Genomic DNA, 14,491 nt, shown 5'->3' on the forward strand with positions numbered 1-14,491 from the left:
TAAGCGCGGGCCGGGGGATGGCCCGCGCAGGGGATCAGGCAAACAGGCTGCGGTGGATTTGCTGTGTCAGCGTAAAGGAGTACAGCCGCGCCTGGTGATCAAAGACCGGGCTGTTGATCATCAGCTCATCGGCCCGGGTCTGGTGCAGGATGCTTTCCAGCCCGTGGGTCACTTTGGCTTTGTCGCCCACCACGGACATCGCGAGGGCCCGCTCAACGGAATATTTCTCCGCCGGGTTCCAGTAGCTGTCCATGTCCTGAATCGGCGGCGGCAGTTGCACGCTGCCGTCCCGCCGCAGACGGGTCGATGCCTGCTGATGAGAGGTGAACAGGAATTCGGCATCCCGGTTGCTGTCCGCCACAATCACATTGATGCACACCATTGCATAGGGGGCCGCCAGACGAGCCGAGGGCCGGAACTGCGCCCGGTATAGCTCCAGCGCCTGGAGCAACATATCCGGGGCAAAATGGGAGGCAAACGCAAAGGGCAGGCCAAGCTGTGCCGCCAACTGGGCGCTATACAGGCTGGAGCCCAGTAGCCATACCGGGACCCTGGTGCCATAGCCCGGTACCGGGCGCACGGCGGGGTCGGGGTCTGCGGCATCGAACCAGTTAATCAGATCGTTGACGTCACCCGGAAAATTATCAATATCGCCGCTCATATGGCGGCGCAGGGCCATCATGGTGCGCTGGTCACTGCCTGGCGCCCGGCCCAGCCCGAGGTCAATACGCCCGGGGTAGAGGGTTTCCAGGGTGCCGAACTGTTCGGCAATCACCAGCGGGGCGTGATTGGGGAGCATCACACCGCCAGAGCCCAGCCGCAGAGTGGTGGTGTTTGCCGCCAGGTAGCCAATCAGCACTGAGGTGGCGGCGCTGGCGATCCCTTTCATATTGTGGTGCTCTGCCAGCCAGTAGCGGTGGTAACCCAGTTGCTCCGCTAAACAGGCCAGCTCACGGGAACGGTGAAACGCATCGGCAGCGCTGGCGCCTTCCGGGATCGGGGCGAGATCCAGCACGGAAAAAGGAACGGGGGAAATCTCAGACATATTGGCTCACTTTACCTACTTATCGTCCGGTTGAAGGTCGGCTTCTGGCCCGCGATGTGCTGGCCAGAATATTGGTTTTTAATAGTGCATTAAAGATTACCGATATTGATTAACATTGCGAGCCTTTGTGTTGCGCTCGGGGCGGATAAGCAGGCGTGGGATGAGGGCAATAAAAAAGAGGCCGTAGCCTCTTTGAGAGTGGTGAATAGCCGCCGGGGTCTACACCTCCAGTGCCAGCCCGGCCAGGCGCTTCCAGTAACCGTTGCAGTCACTGTGAGCCGCCAGCGGCAGAGGCGCAGCCCCTTGTTCGTTCGCGCGGAACTGTTCCACCAGATCCAGAGTCTCTTGGCCCATCGGTGACAGGCGCACAATATCGACCAGCCCCTGCATGCTGTTCAGCTCGTTGCCGAGGTTATACACATACCCGCTCATGGTCTGGATGCCGTTCAGCACAAACACCTGTTGATCTTCCTGGGAGCGCATGCTGCGGCCGGTGGGGTACTTAATGCAGCAGGTTTCGCACTCGTCTTTGGGCCTATCTTCCGAACGGGCAGTAAAGCAGCGCGCGGAGTAGGCCAGCGGCAGATGGCCGTAGCTCAGGACTTCTACCTCAAATTTGTCGCGGATCCCCAATTCTTCACACTGGGTTAGCACATTGGCCAGCCAGTCCCGGGAAAGCTCCACTGGCATACACCAGCGCACCATGCCCTGCTTTTGCAGCAGGCGCAGCGCCACGGCGTTGTAGCAGTTAAGGGCGTGGCCCGCCACAAACGGTAATTTGCGGTCGGCGGCGAGGTTTACGGTGCCGAGGTCGTTCGCTTCAATCAGGAAATCGCCGTTTTCCACATAGCGTTTGACTTCATTTAGCTCTGAGGATGCCTGGACCAGCGCCAGGGTCGACAGCACCACCTGTTTGCCGCTGGCGGCCAGGGACTTTGCCATATCCAGCCAGTCTGCCACTTTGGTGGCCCGGCGCTTGCTGCACACCGCTTCACCCAGGTAGACAATCTCTGCACTGCTGGCGGCGGCCTGATAAAACTGTTCCAGGGTCTCTTTTGGCCAGTAATACAGCACCGGCCCTAACGAATATTTCATGGTAATTCCTGACTGGTTATTGCCATTTACGGTGGTACGCACCGAGGGTTGTCTGGGTGCCTTCGGCCATAGAGCCCAGGGTTTCCATCCAGGTGCTCTGCGGGCTGTAGCTGGCGGGATCGGCGATGCAGCGATCGATAGCCTGGCGCCACACTTTCGCCACCTGGCTTACATAGGCCGGGCTGCGCTGGCGCCCTTCGATTTTCACCGAGGCAATCTTCGCCGCCAGCAGCTCCGGCAGCAGCTCCAGCGTGTTGAGGCTGGTGGGCTCTTCCAGGGCATGGTACGGACGATCATCAACCAGGTAGCGCCCTTTACACAGGGTGGGGTACCCGGCGTTTTCACCGTCTTTGTAGCGGTCAATCAGCACATCATTAAGCCGTGACTCCAGCCCTTGTGGGGTCTGCTGCCAGCGCACAAAGCGAGCCGGGGAACAGGCGCCCACAGTATTGGGGGATTCACCGGTCAAATAAGAAGAGAGGTAGCAGCGGCCCTCAGCCATAATGCACAGGCTGCCGAAGGCGAATACTTCCAGCGGCACCGGTGTCACTTTGGCTAGCTGTTTTACCTGGTGGATGGACAGTACCCGGGGGAGAACCACCCGGGCGACGTCGAAGTGGCGCTGGTAGAAGCGAATGGCTTCTTCGTTGGTGGCCGATGCCTGTACGGAGACGTGGCGCTCGATGTGGGGATATTTTTCGGCGGCATATTCCAGCATGGCCAGATCCGCCAGAATCAGGGCGTCTGCGCCCAGCTGCGCCGCCATATCCACGGCGCGCTGCCAGCGCTGGTAGCCGTCCGGATGGGCGAAGGTGTTAATGGCGATATGTAATTTGCGACGATGTTTATGGACGAAGTCCACCGCTTCCAGTAGCTTTTTCTCGGTGAAGTTGAGCCCGGCAAAGTGGCGCGCGTTGGTATCGTCTTTCAGTCCGATGTAGACCGCATCAGCACCGTTTTCGATGGCGGCCTTTAAAGCCGGTAGATTACCGGCGGGGCAAAGCAGCTCCATAATATATCCTGGTTATCCGGGCTGGTGCCCGTGCCGGGCCATAATGGACCAGCGTAATTATTAACGAACAGCGATTTTAATTAACCGGTTGATGGCAATTTTTGATTTGGGGCAGCTAATGACGTATTGGTACTCTGAAAATCGCATGATTAGACTATGTTATTAACCGTATCAATTTTGATTTTGAGCCAGCCGACAACATGATGTCTGTGGCACAATGTCGGGGATTATCTATTTCAGGGAGTAAAGTACGTGTTGGATAAACTGCGTTCGCGTCTTGTCCGTCTGGGCCCGTCATTCATTAGCACCCCCGTCCGCCTGGCGCCCTTTGCTCTGAAGCGCCACGTGCTGGAGCAGGTGCTGTCCTGGCAGTTTCGCCAGGCGCTGGAGGATGGCGATCTCGATTTTCTTGACGGCCGTTGGCTAAGTATTTCGGTGCGTGATATTGGCCTGGCGTGGTTTACCTCCGTTCAGGATGGCAAGCTGGTGGTGCGTGAACACGCCACGGCAGACGTGAGCTTCAGCGCTGATGCTAACGATCTGCTATTAATTGCCGCGCGTAAGCAGGACCCGGATACGCTCTTCTTCCAGCGCCGTCTGGTGATTGAAGGGGATACCGAACTGGGCCTGTACGTTAAAAACTTAATGGATGCCATTGAACTGGATGCGATGCCAAAACCGTTGCGTATCCTGCTTCTGCAACTGGCCGAATTCGTTGAGGCGGGGTTAAAAACAGCGCCCGCCGGGCGTGAACATTCAGTAGGTGAACCATGCTAATTCGAGTCGAAATTCCGATTGATGCACCGGGGATCGATGCGCTGTTGCGCCGTGCATTCCCTGGGGAAGGTGAAGCCCGTCTGGTACACGACTTACGTGAAGATGGCTTACTCACGCTGGGTGTCGTCGCCACCGATGACGACGGCCAGGTGATCGGCTATGCCGCGTTTAGCCCGGTCAGCGTGGCGGGTGAAGAGCTTCAGTGGGTCGGTCTGGCGCCACTGGCAGTAGATGACGCCTGGCGCGGCCAGGGTCTGGGGCGCCAGCTGGTCTACGAAGGGCTGGATTCTCTCAATGAATTTGGCTATGCCGCCGTGGTTACCCTTGGCGATCCGGCCTTGTATAGCCGCCTGGGCTTTGAACCGGCCGCACGCTACGATTTACGCTGCCGCTGGCCGGATTGCGAAGCCGCTTTCCAGGTACACCGCCTGGCGGATGACGCCCTGGACGGGGTGCATGGTCTGGTGGAATACGCCGATCACTTTAACCGCCTGTAATATCCTGCGTTTGGAGATCGGCAAACAGATCTTCAAACGCGACTTCCCCGCTGACCAGCTGTTCTTTCTGGCTTTTCTTTAGTTGCTTCATCCGGTACTCAAGGCGCAGCGCCCGCCCGTGATCCCCCACTTCGGTACTGAATACCAGCAGCAGGTTAGTTTTTCCGCGCAGCGCTTTGGCCCCTTTACCGGACTGGTGCTGTTTAACACGGCGGGGAACATCTGTGGTAATGCCGGTGTATAGGGCGTTATCCGGGCTGCGAATCATATATAAAAACCAGGGCGTCATGGTGGTGGCGTTATCAGAAAACATCGCCGCACCATACCATGTTGCACAGCGGGTTGCACCGCTGGTGGCCCCCGGCGAAAGGGGTTACCCTCAGGGGAGAGCATTTGAAAGGTAAATTCTTATGAGTGAGTCCCTTGCAGCGATCAGCCGCTGGCTCGGTAAACAACATGTGGTGACCTATTGTGTGGCCCGCGGTGACCAGCCCTGGTGCGCCAGTGCATTTTATGTTTATGACCCGCAGCGGGTGGCGCTGTACCTGTTAACCGATCCCGGCTCGCGGCATGGCCAGATTGCCGGGGCCTGCTGCCCGGTTGCCGGTACAGTCAGCGGGCAGAATAAAACCGTGGCTTTGATCCGCGGGGGTGCAGTTTGCCGGTGAGCTGCGCTTGCTGGAAGGGGAGCAGGCCCGGCAGCAACGCGCGCGTTATTGCCGACGCTTCCCGGTGGCGCTGGCCATGCCCATGCCGGTGTGGGAAATCCGCATGGATGAACTAAAATTTACCGATAACACCCTCGGATTTGGCAAAAAACTGTACTGGACGCGAGACGGGGAATAGCCCGAAAACCCACCACGGAGCCGTTGTTGTGAATAATGTACTGATTACCGGTGCCACCGGTCTGATCGGGAGTGATCTGCTGCGCCAGCTGGTGATTGCGCCGTCGGTGACCACCATTTATGCCCCTACCCGCCGCCCGCTGGAGGCGCAGCCCGGGGTGATCAACCCCTGTGATCCACAATTACTGGATGCGCTGAACACGCTGGATCAACCGGTCGACACGGTGTTTTGTTGCCTGGGCACCACCCGGCGGGAAGCCGGCAGTAAAGCGGCGTTTGTTCAGGCGGACTACACCCTGGTGCTGGAGACGGGCCAGGCGGGGCTGAGGCTGGGCGCCCGCCAGATGATCGTGGTCAGCGCCATGGGGGCGAACCCGCACTCACTGTTTTTCTATAACAAGGTCAAAGGCCGGATGGAGCAGGGGCTGATGGCGCAGGGCTGGCCGCAACTAACCGTGTGCCGCCCTTCAATGTTGCTGGGCGATCGCGGTAAGCCGCGGCTGAATGAGTCGATCATGGCGCCGCTGTTTGGGATCTTGCCGGATCGCTGGCGATCGATTCCGGCCAGGGATGTTGCCCGGGCTATGGTGCTGAGCGCCATGACCCCACCCACCGCGCCGGTGGCCATTCTTAATAATAGCCAGTTACGGGCCCTGGCCCTGGGGCAGGGATAACCCGGCGAGCGGTAAAAAAAGCGGACGCCGTGGCATCCGCTTGGTGGTGACTGACCCGGTTACTTGAGAAAGAGATTACTTGAGATAAGTAAACGCCGTGGTCACGTGTTTAACACCGCTCACCCGGCTGGCCATATCGGCGGCAGCCTTGCCTTCGGTAGGGGTCACCAGGCCGAGCAGGAACACTTCGCCGTTCTCGGTAGTGACTTTCACGTTAGAGGATTTGACCTGATCGCTGGCCAACAGCTGCGAGCGGATCTTGGTGGTTATCCAGGTATCGCTGGAGGCGACACCCAGGCCAATCGGCGCCCCCTGGCGGATTTCGTTATAGACCTCGGTCACGCCGTCGGTCCCCATGGCTATCTGTTTCGCATGGGCGCTCAGATCGGTGGTCGGGGCCTGGCCAGTTAGCAGCACTTTCCCCTGGTAGGCGGTAACGCTGACCCGGGCCTGTTTCTTCAGCTGTTCATCTTTCGCCAGGTTTTTATTGACCCGCAGCTCCAGCGTGCCATCGTCCACCTGAGTACCGACGGTACGTGGATCGGTAGCGGTTTTGGTGGCTACTGCGGCACTGCCGACAACGGCAGTCGCGATACACCCCTGAAGGAGCAATGCGGTTGCAAGAACTGCCAGCGGCTTGGTCGCCTTCATAAGTACTCCTTTTAATCGTCCTGATGTGGAAAAAGCGTGTTATCGATCAGGTCGCACAGGCAATTTACCGTCAACATGTGCATTTCCTGGATACGCGCGCTGCGATGCGACGGAATGCGGATTTCAACATCCTGCGGGCCAAGTAGCCCGGCCAGCTCACCACCGTCATACCCTGTTAAAGCGACAATCGTCATATCCCGGGTAACGGCCGCTTCTACGGCCTTGACGATATCACGGCTATTCCCTCGGGTGGATATGGCAAGCAGTACGTCACCGGCCTGGCCAAGTGCGCGCACCTGTTTGGCATAGATTTCTTCATGCAAACGGTCGTTCGAAATCGCAGTGAGGACCACATTATCAGCGCTGAGCGCAATCGCAGGTAAACCCGGGCGTTCGGTCTCAAAACGGTTGATCATGCTGGCGGCAAAATGCTGGGCATTTGCCGCAGAGGTTCCGTTCCCGCAACTGAGAATTTTATTGCCATTCAACAGGGAATGAACCATGGTCATCGCTGCGCGGGAAATGGCATCAGGCAGCGCTTCCGCCGCAGCTATCTGGGTCTGGATGCTTTCGGTAAAGCAGGCTTTGATTCTCTCGAGCACAATAATCCTTAAAATTAACCACCAGCCGGGCTAGCAGGGTCACTCAGATGAAAACGCATTGGTTAGCCATTCAATGTTATCGCCGGTGAAGGCTACCACATCAAATCGACAATCCACAGTATCAAAGCTCCCATTCTGGCGGGCAAGCCACCAGCTGGCGGTCTGGCGTATTTTTAATTGTTTGCGAGGTGTCACGCTAGCGGCCGCCCCGCCGAAGGCCCCGGACTTACGGTAGCGCACCTCAATAAACACCAGGGTCGTGGCCTGGTGCATAATCAGATCTATCTCACCATAGCGGCTGGTGACATTGGCCGCGATAAACACCAGCCCCTGTCGTTCCAGCCAGCGACGGGCCCGTAATTCATAGTCCGAGCCCTGCTGGCGGCGATTTACCGGGCGGAGACTATCTGCCCACTCTGGTAACGGAGCCATGTTAGTTTCCGGTCAATCACACAGTTATGATCTGCGCTCAGTTCACCGGTATTACCACTAATGTGGAAGCCCGGCACCTGGCGCATCTGGGCAAAGTTGTTGGCCAGGGTCCAGGCATCGGCCCCCATGGCGTACAAACGCGCCCGGTTGTAGTCATTGCTGGTGGTGCTCAGCACGCGTTGCATCAGGCCGATATTCTCCCCGGCCAGAAGCGGGATTTCACTGTATTGCAGCCCTTCCATTTCGAGGCGGAAGTCCGCGCCAGATCCACCCTGGGCGCTGCGCGAGCTGGCGTAGAGCACCGCGCTGTTCTGGCTACCGGTGCGCATGGCAATCATCGGTTTTATCAGCGCAACTTCCGGCTGGGTGGCAACAATATAGGCGGCATCGACGCTGCCGTCACTCGCGCTGGTGTCCCCGTAAGAGGGGCTACTGTTACCGGCGAGCGATACCGGGGTGCCGCTCAGGGCAATACCGGCACCGCTATTAATATTGCCGCGCAGTTCGGCCACGCTGCCAAAGCGCTGCTGGAGCACGGTACCGCCGCCCAGCTGGACCCACTTACTGGTGAAGGCCTGAATAACCCGGTTGCCTAAATCCCCATTAGGAACAAGGAGCAGCGGGCTGCGCTGGCCCGCCTGCCAGATACGATCGGCCGCATTGCGGGCTTCATCTTCTGGCGACAGGGCGAAGTAGCAAATGTTCGGGCGATTCTCGATTTTCCCCGGCTGGTTCAGGGCCAGAACATTAAGCGGTGTATTGCTGGCCATCACTTGTTCGACCTGGTTTTTCAACAGCGGGCCAACCACCAGAGAAACACCGTCGCGCTGCGCCTGTTCGAGGATCTGCGCCAGCGGCTGGCTGTTGGTGTCATACACTTTTACTTCGGCGACCGGGCCCGATGGTGCGGCGCTGCTGGCGACAGGCTGCGGGCTGGTGGGCTGGCTATCAGGGGTGCTGACACTCACCTGGGGGGTAACAGCGCGCTGGATCGGTGCCGGGTCGGCCACCTGAGGTTGCGCCGGGGCCGGGGTGTCTGGCTGGTCCCCGGTTAAGTCGGAGACTGAGGCCGCCGCCGGGCTGGCAACGGTATTGTCGTTAGTGGTCAGGGCGGTGATGCTGCTGGCCTGAGCATATTGCTGAGTGTCCCCGCTGATGTTACTGCCACCGGTGGCGGTATCGCTGGTTGGGCTACTCACCGGCTGGGGGCTGAGGCTACCGCTGCGGGCGGCCATAAACCCTTGCTGAATCGTCTGGCCGAAGACGCCTGCCTGGCCACTTAACGGGAGCAGCAGGGCGATTTTTGTGGTTGCCGACGGGGTGAATTTTTGCACATTAACCAGTTGCGTTGGCAGCATGGTGGCCCCCGGGTTCTGCGGGTAGCGGGTCTGCCAGTCTTTAATGGCTGCTTTCATCATGTCGGGATCGCTGCGGTTGATAAACCAGGTATGCTGTAGATCCAGCCAGCCCTGCAGGGTATTTTCATCGGCATTGATCACCAGGGCGTCCGCCTGTTGCTGGGTCATCTGTGCCAGCGTCTGCCAGGTGGCATCGTGGTTTTTCTGCTTCTCTGCCGCCGGGAGTAACGTCTCCAGGGCAATCAGCGCCCGCAGGCGATCCAGCGACGCCCGGCCCTCTGTGGTGGCCACCTGAGCACGCCAGTAGCGGGCCTGTTGATTCTGGGTGAGGGCCTGGGGGCTGATATTGGCCAGCAGCTTGCTGGCCGTGCCCCGATCGCCCAGGGCCAGCTTGATTTCCACATTGAGCAGCGCGGCTTCTTGCTGCTGATCGGTGGTGAGGGGGCTGGGTAATTGCTGGAAGAGCGTTACCGCCTGCTGGGTTTTCCCCTCGTTAAGCAGTGCACGAATGGCGAGTAATTGCCAGGTGGTCTTGGTATCATTCGTGCTTTGCTGCATTTGTTGCAGGTAATAACCAGAGTTAGCCTGCGCCTGGCCCTGCAGGTGCGCGGTGCTTTCGTCAGTGGTACGGGTGCCGCAGCCGGCAAAAACGAGTGCGGCCAGTAAAACAGGCACGCAGCGCCCGGCTTTAGAACGTGAAAAGTTTGACGGTACCATACTGTATCCAGTGTTATTTTTTACATGTGTTCAATTTTAAATCGGCAATACGGATGAAACAATGAAACAACTCGATTCGGCGGTGATATCTCCCAGCACGCTCTACATCGTTCCAACCCCGATCGGTAATCTGGGTGATATCACCCAACGGGCATTGTCTGTATTGCAATCCGTTGATCTTATTGCAGCAGAAGATACCAGACACACCGGCATACTTCTGCAGCATTTTGCGATAAACGCCCGGCTTTTTGCCCTTCATGACCATAATGAGCAGCAAAAATCAGAGACCTTGCTGGCAAAATTACGGGAAGGCCAGAGCATTGCCCTGGTGTCCGATGCGGGTACGCCGCTGATTAACGATCCCGGTTACCACCTGGTGCGTACCTGCCGGGAGGCCGGTATCACGGTGGTGCCACTCCCCGGAGCCTGTGCCGCCATTACCGCCCTGAGCGCCGCGGGCTTGCCTTCCGACCGTTTCTGTTATGAAGGCTTCCTGCCGGCGAAATCCAAAAGCCGCTGTGACACCTTAAAATCCCTTGAGCGGGAAACGCGGACGATTATTTTCTACGAATCGACCCATCGCCTGTTAGATAGCCTGGCAGATATTGAAGCAGTGTTGGGGGGAGAGCGCTACGTGGTGCTGGCCCGGGAGCTGACCAAGACCTGGGAATCCATTTACGGCGCACCGGTGGCCGAACTGCTGGCGTGGGTAAAAGAAGACGAAAACCGCCGCAAAGGCGAGATGGTGCTGATTGTCGAAGGCTTTAAGGCCCAGGAAGATACGCTCCCGGCGGATGCGCTGCGTACCCTGGCGCTCCTCCAGGCGGAGTTACCGCTTAAGAAGGCCGCGGCCCTGGCGGCGGAAATCCACGGTGTGAAGAAAAACGCCCTGTACAAATATGCCCTTGAGCAGCAGGGTAACTAATCTCAGTGGCCTTCGGGGCGGCCGGGAACGCCGCCCCGTCACCCCGTAGCAAAGATAACCTCAATTAACCTCAGGCCCTTTCGGGCCGCGCCGGCGGTGTGTTTTGCACTGACGGTGCCCGCGCTCCTCCTGATTACCGCGCCCGCCCTCGGTTAACCGCATCCGTGAACTGTGCACCAGCGCCCATGAAAATGGGCGAATGTTGATAAAATCTGCGGTTTATGGCGGCAAGCTTGTGCGTGTGCACAATGCCAGTGCGCCGGTGACTGATTATAATTTCATCCAGATAAATACACGGCGCAGCGGGCCACCACGCGCAATCTAAGGGTAATCTCATGAATAGCAACGTATTTCCTAATAAGTTTAAGGCAGCGCTTGGCGCCCATCAAACCCAGATTGGTTGCTGGTCTGCGCTGGCAAGCCCGATATCAATGGAAGTGCTGGGCCTGGCGGGGTTTGACTGGATCGTGCTGGATGGCGAACACGCGCCCAATGATTTAACCACTTTTATTCCGCAACTGATGGCGCTTAACGGCAGCCACAGCGCGCCCGTTGTCCGGGTGCCCACCAATGAACCCATTATCATCAAGCGGATGCTGGATATCGGGTTTTACAACTTCCTGATCCCGTTTGTGGAGAGCGCTGATGATGCCCGGCAGGCGGTGGCGTCCACGCGCTATCCGCCCGAGGGCATTCGCGGGGTGTCGGTTTCTCACCGCAGTAATGGCTATGGCACGGTGCCGGACTATTTTCAGCAGGTGAATAACAACATCACCCTCCTGGTACAGATAGAAAGCCAGCTGGGGGTGGACAACATTGATGCGATTGCCGCAACGGACGGGGTAGACGGGATTTTTGTCGGCCCGGGGGATCTGTCGGCGGCGCTGGGGTATTTGGGTAACCCGTCTCACCCGGACGTGCAGCAGTGTATTCAGCATCTTTTTGCGCGGGCCAGGGCGCACGGCAAGCCTGTTGGTATCCTCGCCCCGGTAGAAGCCGATGCGCGGCGGTATCTGGCGTGGGGGGCTAATTTTGTCGCGGTGGGAAGTGATTTGGGGATTTTCCGCAATGCGACGCAGACGTTGTGTGACCAGTTTAAAAAGTAGTCGTCAACTGCATTGAGAAAGGAACACGCTATGACAATGAAAGTGGGCTTCATCGGCCTTGGGATCATGGGTAAACCGATGAGCAAGAACCTGATCAACGCCGGTTACTCGCTGGTGGTGCTGGATAATCATGCCCAGTCGGTGGCTGAGCTGACGGCCGCCGGTGCTCAGGCGCTGGCAACCCCGAAAGCAGTGGCTGAGCAGTGTGATGTGATTATTACCATGTTGCCAAATTCCCCGCAGGTGAAAGAGGTCGCCCTGGGTGAGAACGGCATTATTGACGGGGCGAAGCCGGGCCTGACGCTGATTGATATGAGCTCGATTGCGCCGCTGGCAAGCCGCGACATCAGTCAGGCCCTGCAGGCCAAAGGCGTGCATATGCTCGATGCGCCAGTCAGCGGCGGGGAGCCCAAAGCCATTGATGGCACGTTGTCGGTGATGGTGGGGGGTGATAAAGCGGTATTTGATAAGCATTATACGCTGATGAAGGCGATGGCGGGATCGGTGGTGCATACCGGCGATATCGGGGCGGGTAATGTCACCAAGCTTGCTAATCAGGTGATAGTGGCACTGAATATTGCCGCGATGTCTGAAGCGCTGGTGCTGGCCACGAAAGCGGGGGTTAACCCGGATCTGGTGTATCAGGCTATTCGCGGTGGTCTGGCGGGCAGCACGGTGCTGGATGCCAAAGCGCCGATGGTGATGGCGCGTAACTTTACGCCGGGTTTCCGTATTGATCTGCATATTAAAGATCTGGCGAATGCGCTGGATACTTCTCACGAGGTGGGGGCACAGTTGCCGCTGACGGCGGCGGTGATGGAGATGATGCAAGCGCTGCGTGCCGATGGGCAAGGGACGGCGGATCACAGTGCGCTGGCCCGCTATTACGAGAAGCTGGCCCAGTGCGAAGTCACTAAGTAATTACGCCCAATGGGCGTGACAGCTGGGGGGAAACCCTCTATACTGCGCGCCGAAGCTGACCAGACAATCGCCGCTTCGTCGTCGTCCCTCTTTGGAGGGAGACAGGCGGAGGGGAGGAAAGTCCGGGCTCCATAGGGCAGGGTGCCAGGTAACGCCTGGGGGGCGCAAGCCCACGACCAGTGCAACAGAGAGCAAACCGCCGATGGCCCGCGCAAGCGGGATCAGGTAAGGGTGAAAGGGTGCGGTAAGAGCGCACCGCGCGGCTGGCAACAGTTCGTGGCACGGTAAACTCCACCCGGAGCAAGGCCAAATAGGGGTTCATAAGGTACGGCCCGTACTGAACCCGGGTAGGCTGCTTGAGCCAGTGAGCGATTGCTGGCCTAGATGAATGATTGTCCACGACAGAACCCGGCTTACCGGTCAGCTTCAACTCATTCGACAAACCCCGCTACGGCGGGGTTTTGTTTTATCGGCTAAGCCAGAGATATGGCCCGGGCAGAATGATTGTCCACTCCGTTCTTCATGAAAGTACGCGGCTTACCGGTCAGCTTCAACGCATTCGACAAACCCCGCTGCGGCGGGGTTTTGTTTTATCGGCTAAGCCAGAGATATGGCCCGGGCAGAATGATTGTCCACTCCGTTCTTCATGAAAGCACGCGGCTTACCGGCCAGCGTCAACGCATTCGACAAACCCCGCTACGGCGGGGTTTTGTTTTATCGGCTAAGCCAGAGATATGGCCCGGGCAGAATGATTGTCCACTCCGTTCTTCATGAAAGCACGCGGCTTACCGGTCAGCTTCAACTCATTCGATAAACCCCGCTGCGGCGGGGTTTTGTTTTATCGGCTAAGCCAGAGATATGGCCCGGGCAAAATGAGTGTCCACTCCGTTCTTCATGAAAGCACGCGGCTTACCGGCCAGCGTCAACGCATTCGACAAACCCCGCTGCGGCGGGGTTTTGTTTTATCAGGCCTTTGTTTTATATAAATATGTCCAGCGTCAGCGCTGATAACTGCGGCCGGGATAAAGGGCTATTGCGGTTGTTGATCGCGGTAGTGGCGGATATCAGCCGCGGTAAGCATGGGCAGCACCAGCGAAGCAATGGCCTTGTCCTGCACGGCCTGGTGCAGTTGCTCACAGAACAGTTCCACCTGACTGACCGCGAATTGCGCGATGTCCTGGGCGGAATATTGCCACCACTGGAGCGCCAGCAGCTCCCGGACGATCTGTTCGTCAAACCGGGCGCGGATAGGCTTCGCCGGGTTACCTCCAACCACCGTATAGGGAGCAACATCCTTTACAACCAGCGCGTTCGCGGCAATAACAGCCCCATCGCCAATGGTTATCCCCTGCGCCAGGGTGACGTTCTGACCGATCCAGACGTCATTGCCTATCTGGATACGGCGCGGGGGCGATGCAAAAGCGTGAAAATGGTTTTCCCGGCCGCTGTCGCTGGCCAGCGTTGCCATGACACCGGAATGCCGGGCGTAAAATACCGGGCTGGCGCTGGCCCATTCGAGCGGGTGCCGGTCACCAAGCACCTGGAGCCGATCGGCAATCGAGGTATAGCGGCCGACCTGGATAAGCGCCGGCAGCGGGGTACGCGTATAGCTGAATGCCCCCAGCGATGCCAGGCGCTCACCGCAGCGCCCCCAATAGGTGGTGTAAGACTCGGTGGCGAGATTGTCCGGGATCTCAATGGCTAAATCATCGCGGTAAAACCCGTGGCTACAAACCAGTTTCTGACCACCTATAAAAATGCGCTGCGCCTGTAGCAGTGCCTTAATTTCACCAAATGCTATTTTCATCGGCGGTATCTTTCCTGTCCATGTTGT

Annotated in this window: 15 protein-coding genes, 1 other RNA gene and 1 pseudogene; 8 read left to right on the top strand and 9 right to left on the bottom strand. The window is 58.2% G+C overall.

All coding sequences use genetic code 11. The features are described 5' to 3' along the window. Positions 1-34: 34 nt before the first annotated feature. From F9C28_RS10345 to ubiU, 3 genes are all read right to left on the bottom strand, one after another. Positions 35-1,045, bottom strand: a complete 1,011-nt coding sequence (locus F9C28_RS10345) for a luciferase-like monooxygenase (protein WP_199015166.1) — start codon at positions 1,043-1,045, stop codon at positions 35-37. 219 nt (positions 1,046-1,264) lie between these two features. Beyond that, positions 1,265-2,140: a U32 family peptidase gene (locus F9C28_RS10350; RefSeq protein WP_199015168.1), complete on the bottom strand. Its 876-nt coding sequence runs from the start codon at positions 2,138-2,140 to the stop codon at positions 1,265-1,267. Between the two features lie 16 nt (positions 2,141-2,156). Further along, the gene (ubiU, locus tag F9C28_RS10355) at positions 2,157-3,152 is read right to left on the bottom strand and encodes a ubiquinone anaerobic biosynthesis protein UbiU (RefSeq protein ID WP_199015170.1); all 996 of its coding nucleotides are present in this window, start codon (positions 3,150-3,152) and stop codon (positions 2,157-2,159) included. Between the two features lie 252 nt (positions 3,153-3,404). Here ubiU and ubiT point away from each other — a divergent pair, with 252 nt between their 5' ends. Both ubiT and F9C28_RS10365 read left to right on the top strand, forming a co-directional pair. Further along, entirely contained in the window at positions 3,405-3,929 is a 525-nt protein-coding gene (gene ubiT, locus F9C28_RS10360) for a ubiquinone anaerobic biosynthesis accessory factor UbiT (RefSeq protein ID WP_199015172.1), read from the top strand. Then, positions 3,923-4,426 carry a GNAT family N-acetyltransferase gene (locus F9C28_RS10365; protein ID WP_199015174.1) on the top strand — a complete coding sequence of 168 codons (504 nt, stop codon included), beginning with the start codon at positions 3,923-3,925 and terminating at the stop codon, positions 4,424-4,426. Before ubiT ends, F9C28_RS10365 begins: the two co-directional genes overlap by 7 nt. Here the strand turns inward: F9C28_RS10365 and F9C28_RS10370 are convergent. Further along, positions 4,413-4,715 (bottom strand): GIY-YIG nuclease family protein, encoded by a 303-nt coding sequence (locus F9C28_RS10370; protein WP_199015267.1) that lies wholly within the window; start codon positions 4,713-4,715, stop codon positions 4,413-4,415. The genes F9C28_RS10365 and F9C28_RS10370 overlap by 14 nt on opposite strands. 121 nt (positions 4,716-4,836) lie before the next feature. On the opposite strand from F9C28_RS10370, the pseudogene F9C28_RS10375 reads away from it, so the two are divergent. Next, a pseudogene (locus F9C28_RS10375) lies at positions 4,837-5,272 on the top strand (YhbP family protein). Between the two features lie 28 nt (positions 5,273-5,300). Beyond that, positions 5,301-5,945, top strand: a complete 645-nt coding sequence (locus tag F9C28_RS10380) for an NAD-dependent epimerase/dehydratase family protein (RefSeq protein ID WP_199015175.1) — start codon at positions 5,301-5,303, stop codon at positions 5,943-5,945. Positions 5,946-6,020: 75 nt separating this feature from the next. On the opposite strand, the gene dolP is transcribed toward F9C28_RS10380, so the two are convergent. The 4 genes from dolP to F9C28_RS10400 are packed head-to-tail and all read right to left on the bottom strand — an operon-like array spanning position 6,021 to position 9,705. Beyond that, on the bottom strand, positions 6,021-6,596 hold the full coding sequence (gene dolP / locus F9C28_RS10385) for a division/outer membrane stress-associated lipid-binding lipoprotein (RefSeq protein ID WP_199015177.1): 576 nt from the start codon (positions 6,594-6,596) through the stop codon (positions 6,021-6,023). 11 nt (positions 6,597-6,607) lie between these two features. Continuing rightward, a complete protein-coding gene (diaA, locus tag F9C28_RS10390; protein ID WP_199015179.1) occupies positions 6,608-7,198 on the bottom strand; it encodes a DnaA initiator-associating protein DiaA in 591 nt (196 codons plus the stop codon). A gap of 39 nt (positions 7,199-7,237) precedes the next feature. Beyond that, complete coding sequence (locus F9C28_RS10395) at positions 7,238-7,630, bottom strand: YraN family protein (protein WP_199015181.1); 393 nt, start codon at positions 7,628-7,630, stop codon at positions 7,238-7,240. Then, complete coding sequence (locus tag F9C28_RS10400) at positions 7,588-9,705, bottom strand: penicillin-binding protein activator (protein ID WP_199015183.1); 2,118 nt, start codon at positions 9,703-9,705, stop codon at positions 7,588-7,590. Before F9C28_RS10400 ends, F9C28_RS10395 begins: the two co-directional genes overlap by 43 nt. Positions 9,706-9,766: 61 nt before the next feature. On the opposite strand from F9C28_RS10400, the gene rsmI reads away from it, so the two are divergent. The 4 genes from rsmI to rnpB all read left to right on the top strand — a co-directional run bounded on the left by rsmI (position 9,767) and on the right by rnpB (position 13,089). Further along, on the top strand, positions 9,767-10,630 hold the full coding sequence (gene rsmI / locus F9C28_RS10405; RefSeq protein WP_199015185.1) for a 16S rRNA (cytidine(1402)-2'-O)-methyltransferase: 864 nt from the start codon (positions 9,767-9,769) through the stop codon (positions 10,628-10,630). A 335-nt stretch (positions 10,631-10,965) separates the two neighbouring features. Further along, positions 10,966-11,736 (top strand): 2-dehydro-3-deoxyglucarate aldolase, encoded by a 771-nt coding sequence (gene garL / locus F9C28_RS10410; RefSeq protein WP_199015187.1) that lies wholly within the window; start codon positions 10,966-10,968, stop codon positions 11,734-11,736. 30 nt (positions 11,737-11,766) lie between these two features. Then, positions 11,767-12,657, top strand: coding sequence for a 2-hydroxy-3-oxopropionate reductase (garR, locus tag F9C28_RS10415; protein ID WP_199015189.1), 891 nt, complete (start codon positions 11,767-11,769; stop codon positions 12,655-12,657). 51 nt (positions 12,658-12,708) lie between these two features. Further along, positions 12,709-13,089, top strand: an RNA gene (gene rnpB, locus F9C28_RS10420) — RNase P RNA component class A. A 598-nt stretch (positions 13,090-13,687) separates the two neighbouring features. Here the strand turns inward: rnpB and F9C28_RS20340 are convergent. Further along, positions 13,688-14,464, bottom strand: a complete 777-nt coding sequence (locus tag F9C28_RS20340) for a CatB-related O-acetyltransferase (protein ID WP_199015191.1) — start codon at positions 14,462-14,464, stop codon at positions 13,688-13,690. Between the last annotated feature and the right edge of the window lie 27 nt (positions 14,465-14,491).

The sequence above is a fragment of the Shimwellia pseudoproteus genome (assembly GCF_016415625.1).
Lineage (GTDB): Bacteria > Pseudomonadota > Gammaproteobacteria > Enterobacterales > Enterobacteriaceae > Shimwellia > Shimwellia pseudoproteus.